This window comes from Streptomyces aureus (genome assembly GCF_001418135.1).
GTDB classification, from domain to species: domain Bacteria; phylum Actinomycetota; class Actinomycetes; order Streptomycetales; family Streptomycetaceae; genus Streptomyces; species Streptomyces aureus_A.
In genome coordinates this window covers 1-5,839 of sequence record NZ_LIPQ01000582.1, presented here as the reverse complement: position 1 = coordinate 5,839, position 5,839 = coordinate 1, and the positions used below count along the sequence as shown (strand labels likewise).

At 73.5% G+C, this 5,839-nt stretch carries 2 protein-coding genes and 1 pseudogene; 2 read left to right on the top strand and 1 reads right to left on the bottom strand.

The window, feature by feature from the left end; all coding sequences use genetic code 11:
• Nucleotides 1–390: 390 nt before the first annotated feature.
• A complete protein-coding gene (locus AOK00_RS34475; protein ID WP_055604073.1) occupies nucleotides 391–1,374 on the bottom strand; it encodes a helix-turn-helix transcriptional regulator in 984 nt (327 codons plus the stop codon).
• Nucleotides 1,375–1,606: 232 nt separating this feature from the next.
• Between AOK00_RS34475 and AOK00_RS34470 the strand changes: the two genes are divergently transcribed.
• Together AOK00_RS34470 and AOK00_RS39320 are read left to right on the top strand one after the other, a co-directional pair.
• Nucleotides 1,607–5,368 (top strand): S8 family serine peptidase, encoded by a 3,762-nt coding sequence (locus AOK00_RS34470; protein ID WP_055604072.1) that lies wholly within the window; start codon nucleotides 1,607–1,609, stop codon nucleotides 5,366–5,368.
• Between the two features lie 123 nt (nucleotides 5,369–5,491).
• Nucleotides 5,492–5,839: pseudogene (locus AOK00_RS39320) on the top strand (protein phosphatase 2C domain-containing protein); the annotation flags it as partial.

Here is a 5,839-nt window from a genome sequence, read left to right as displayed (position 1 = left end):
TTCGGGGTGCTGGCCCCCGGCACGCCGGGGGCCAGCACCCCGAACACACCGAGCAGCATCACGGTCGCGACCATCAGGAGCTGCCACACACCCACGCGCCCAGGGTCCCCCACAACCGGCGTCCGCGCAGGTCGCGGCGGGCATCCGGGTACGGCGCCCGCACCCGGCACCGCGCCCGCACCGGTCGGGCGCGCCCGCACCCGGCACCGCGCCCGACCCGGCACCGCGCCCGACCCGGCACCGCGCCCGACCCGGCACCGCGCCCGACCCGGCGCCGCGCCCGAACCCGGCCACGCGCCGCGTCCGCACCCGGCGCCGCGCCCGCACGTGCCGGTCGGCGCGTGCGCGGGCCACGGCTCGGGTCCCGCGCGTCTGCGCCGCCGCGGCCGCTCAGCCGCGCGCCACCCAGCCCTTCTCGTACGCGTGCCAGCCCAGCTGCAGCCGGGTCGTCACCCCGGTCAGCTCCATCAGGCCCTTCACCCGGCGCTGCACCGTCCGGAGCCCCAGGTCCAGCTGCTTGGCCACGCTCGCGTCCGTCATCCCGGCGAGCAGCAGCGACAGGATCTCCAGGTCCATGACGTCAGGACCGGGCGCCTCCTCCTCGGTGATCTGCGCGCCCGCCCCGAGTCTCAGCGGCAGCGCGTCGCGCCACACCGACTCGAACAGGCCCATCAGCGATTCCAGGAGTCCGCTCGCGTGCACGACGATCGCCGCGGGCTCCGCGCCCCGCCCGGTCAGCGGCACCATCGCCAGGTTCCCGTCGGCGACCACCAGCTTCGTCGGGACCCGGTCCGCGACCCGGATCCGCTCCTCACGGCTGAGCGCCGCCGAGAGTTCGAGCAGCCCGGACGGGAGCGTGAGCACGTCCCGCTCGATCACCACCCGGTAGCGCACTCCCCGCCCGGCCGCCTGCTCCTCCGCGTCGTTCTCCATGCCGGAGACCGCGATCGGCTTGCCCGTCACCAGGGCGCAGACCTCCTCCTGCGCGCCCAGCTGGAGCTGGAGGAAGCGGTGGGTGACGGCGCTCGCGCCGGTCACCACCTCCACCAGGTCGTGCACGGCCGCCTCCGCCGCCTCCGCCCGGTACTCCTCGGCCAGCAGCGCCGCCGCCAGCTCCGCCTGCTCCAGCTCGTGGCGCTGCTGGGTGAGGAGGGCGCCCAGGGCCACCCCCGGCGGCGCCGCCACCCACCGGCCGGTCCTGGCCGAGGACTGCGCTGCGAGGCCCTGCGACTCCAGGCGGCGCAGCGCCCGCTCGGTGTCAAGCTCCGGCAGCGCCAGCCGGTGCGCCAGGTCGGTCACCTCGGCCGCGCCCAGCGCGACCAGCGCCCGGTACGCGGACTCCTGGCGCTCATCGAGTCCTATCGCTCCCAGCATGGATGCCCCACCCCTCGCCCTACCTCCGGCGGCGCGCCCGGATCTTCCCAGGACATTCACCGGAGGCATTCGTTCCGTTGGTGACCTGGCGGGAAACGGCCACGGCGTATTCCCGCCTCGCCCATCATCCCTGTACCGCCCTCACCTCTGCCAATGTGGCGCCACCGCAGCACCAACAGCCTCCGGAGACGGGTGTCTTGTGCCTTTTTTCCGGAATCAGATGGGGAGAGCGATGCGTCCGATTTCGCGTACGGCCCTGGGGGCGGCGACCGCCGCCGTCCTGGCCGTCACCGCGGTCGCGCCGTCCGTGGCGAACGAGCCGCAGGACGGCACGGCCGGCAAGCGACCGCCGGCAGGGAGCGAGGCCGCGGCCCGCGCCGGCGGCCGTCCCGTCACGGTGACCCTGGTCACCGGGGACCGCGTCGTGGTCAGCCGCGACGCCGCCGGCAACCCCTCCGCCACCGCCCTGCCGCGCGAGGACGGAACCGTCCCCCTGGTCCAGACCCGCCGCTCCGGCCAGGACCTGTACGTCTACCCCGAGGGCGCCACCGACGCGCTCGCCGCGGGCCGCGTCGACCAGGAGCTCTTCAACGTCACCGGCCTCGTCCGGCAGGGCTACGACGACGCCGCCAGCACGACGCTGCCCCTCATCGCGGTCTACGGCTCCGACCTCGCCCGCTCCGTCCCCGCCGCCCCGCGCGGCGCGCGGCGCGGCCAGGTCCTCAAGACCGTCGACGGCGTCGCGCTCAAGGCGGAGAAGAAGCAGGCCGCCACGTTCTGGGCCGAGGTGAACACCCCCACGGCCCGCTCCGTCTCCGGAATCAAGAAGCTCTGGCTCGACCGCAAGGTCCAGGCCACCCTGGAGCGCTCGACGAAGCAGGTCCGCGCCCCCGAGGCCTGGGCCGCCGGCTACGACGGCACGGGCACCAGGGTCGCCGTCCTCGACACCGGCGCCGACGCCGAGCACCCCGACCTCAAGGGTCGGATCGCCGCCTCGGAGAACTTCACCGACTCCGACAGCGCCGACGACCGTCAGGGTCACGGCACCCACACCATCTCCACCGTCGGCGGCTCCGGCGCCGCGAGCGACGGCAGGAAGAAGGGCGTCGCACCCGGCGCCGCCCTCCTCAACGGCAAGGTCCTCAACGACTCCGGCTCCGGCGCCGCCTCCTGGATCATCGCGGGCATGGAATGGGCCGTCGCCCAGGGCGCCGACGTCGTCTCCATGAGCCTCGGCAGCCCCGTACCCACCGACTGCACCGACCCGATGAGCCTCGCGGCCGAGGAACTCGCCCAGAACAAGGGCACGTTGTTCGTCATCGCCGCCGGCAACTCGGGTCCCGCCCTCAACACGGTCTCCTCGCCCGGCTGCGCGCCCAGCGTGCTCACCGTCGGAGCCACCGACCGCGACGACTCCACCGCGTACTTCTCCAGCCGCGGCCCGACGATCGTCAACCACACCCTCAAGCCCGAGATGGCGGCGCCCGGCGTCGGCATCTCCGCCGCCGCGGCAGGCGGCCGGGGCGTGTACGCCTACCAGTCCATGTCCGGTACGTCGATGGCCGCCCCGCACGTCGCGGGCGCCGCCGCCATCGTCAAGCAGCGTCACCCCGACTGGACCGCCCAGCAGGTCAAGGCCGCGCTCGTCGCCTCCGCCGAGAGCTCCGTCCCCGGCGACGTCCGCGAGGTCGGCGGCGGCCGCCTCGACGTCAAGGCCGCGATCGACCAGACGGTCCTCGGCTCGCCCGCCGTCCAGGGCGGCACCTACAACTGGCCGCAGGACGAGAGCGACCGCACCACGGTCTCCGTCCCGTACACCAACACCTCCGACGCCCCTGCCACCCTGAACCTGGCCGTCGAGAAGGTCACCGGCAACGACGGTTCCCCCGTGCGGAGTTCGGTCGCCCGCCTCGGCAAGCGCACCGTGACCGTCCCCGCCGGCGCCACCGTCCAGGTCCCGCTGGAGCTCGACCCCACGGCCCGTCTCGACCGCGCCCAGTACGGCGACGTCACCGGTCGTGTGATCGCCACCGGCAAGGGCGGCATCCACGTCTCCACCCCGTTCTCGCTCTTCGTCGAGCCGGAAACGGTCACCCTGCGCGTCAAGCTGATCGACCGTCGGGGCAAGCCCGCCGCCGGAGCCTCGTCCCTCGACGTGATCGGCACCGACGTCGCCAGTGGTGAGCGCCGCTTCAACGACGGCGCCGCCGATCAGGTCTACCGCCTGCGACCCGGCAGCTACTTCCTCTCCTCGTTCGTCACCACCCCCGACGCGGGTGAGGGCGCCACGCTGAACGACTCGCTCAGCTACCTCGGCCGCCCGCAGCTGGAGGTGAAGAAGGACACCACCGTCGTCCTCGACGCCCGCGAGGCCCACAAGCTGTCGGTCGCGACGGACAAGGCCTCCGAGGCCCGCGGCACCACCCTCGCTTTCGCCCGGTCGTGGGACGACTTCTGGCTGCACGCCGGCACCGCCGCCGGCGGGCGCACCATCCGCGGCTACTACGCCTCCGTCGAAGGCGCGGCCACCGAGGGCGACTTCGAGTTCGGCAGCTACTGGCGGACCGCCGCCCCGCTGATCTCCTCGCTCAGGACCACCGACGGCCTGACCCTGCACCCGGTCACCGCCTCCACCGGCTCCGACAACCTCGACGGCACCGGTTCCGCCGGTCTCGTGGACGCCGGCACCGGAACCCCCGAGGAGCTCAAGGCCGCCGGAGTCCAGGGCCGCATCGCCCTGGTCCGCTTCCCCGACACCTCCAACTCGGCGTCGACGGTGGCCCGTAACGCCAAGGCCGCGGGCGCGGTGGCCGTCCTCGCGTACCGCACCGGCCCCGGCCGCTGGTACCCCACGGGCGGCTTCGCCGGCGCCGGGTTCCCGGTCCTCGCCGTGGAATCCGCCGAGGGCGCGGCCCTGCTCGGCAAGCTCGCCGCCGGTGACGTCGGCCTCTCCTGGAAGGCCACGGCCAAGAGCCCGTACCTCTACAACCTCGCCTTCCCCGAGAAGGGGTCGATCCGCGGCGACAAGAACTACCGCGTCCGTGACGGGCGGCTCGGCCGCACCGAGTCCACCTACCGCGCCATGGGCCTCGCCAACGACTTCATCGACTTCAGCGGCGCCTCCCGGCCCAACGGCACGTCCGTCTCCTTCGCCGACCTCGCGCCGGTATCCGCGCCGGGCACCCGCACCGAGTACTACACCGCCGGTGACACGAGCTGGGACCGGATGCTGTCCTCCAGCTTCCCCTTCGGCGAGTACATGATCGGCGCCCCGCACACGTACAAGGCCGGCGAGCGGCGCACCGAGAGCTGGTACGACGGGGTCGTCGCTCCCACGGCCCCGCGCGACAGCACCGGAAAGCCGGTCCTCGTCGCCGAGCGCCAGGGCGACCACATCGGCTTCTCCGCCGCGATCTGGGGCGACAACACCCACCACGGCGAGGCCGGTTCCTTCGGTGACATCGGTGGCATCCGCCTCAGCCGTGACGGCGAGGTGCTCGGCGAGAGCGGCTGGCCGTTCGGAGCCTTCCCGGTGCCCGCCGAGGAGGGGACGTACACCCTCGAACAGAACGTCATGAAGATCGGGAGCAAGGTGTGGGCACGCTCCCTTTCCGTCAACTCGGTCTGGAAATTCACCTCCAAGCTTGACGAGAGCGTCTATTCTCAGGGCATCCCGATTCTCTTCCCCCGGTACGACCTTCCGGAGGACGGACTCAAGACCCTCGCCGCGACCGACGGCCAGCACATCGGCCTCACCGTGACGGGTCACGCGGGCTACACTCCCGCGGCGCTCACCTCGGCCAAGCTCTCGTACTCCTACGACGGGGGCGCGACCTGGACCGAAGCGCAGGTCTCTCAGCAGGGCGGCCACTGGACCGCGACCGTGAACCACACGGGAGCGACCGGTAAGCAGGTCACCCTGAAGACCGAACTGACGGACGCCAACGGCAACTCCGTCACCCAGACCGTGGTCCGCGCCTACGACGTGCGCTGATCACGCCGGTCCGCCGGGCGTCCTTCCCGTGGGGGGTGGGGCCGCCCGGCGGACCACCCTTTTGCAGCAACGGTTTTCCTGATGTCCCGTTTTCGGGCGCCCCGCGCGGTGGACAATAAGGGCATGACTCAGCAGGGGGACGACAACTGGTGGGACAAGCTCTACGACGAGTCGGCGCCGGACACGGCCCCGACGGCGTCGGGTGACACCCTCGACGACCACTTCACCACGGCGACCCGGGCCACCACGGGCCCGCCGGGCGCGACTCCGGGCACGACGACGCCGGATCCGTGGGCCACGGCGGCCGTCCCGAGCCCGGTGCCGCCGCCGAAGCCGGCCGCGCAGCCGAGCCCGCCCGCCATACCGCCCGGCGGGCCCGCCGCACCGCCCGCACCGGCGGCGAAGCCGGTGCGGGCGGTGCGGCGGGCGGGCCGGGCGGTATGGCGGGCGGGCTCGGCTGCGCGGCCGGCT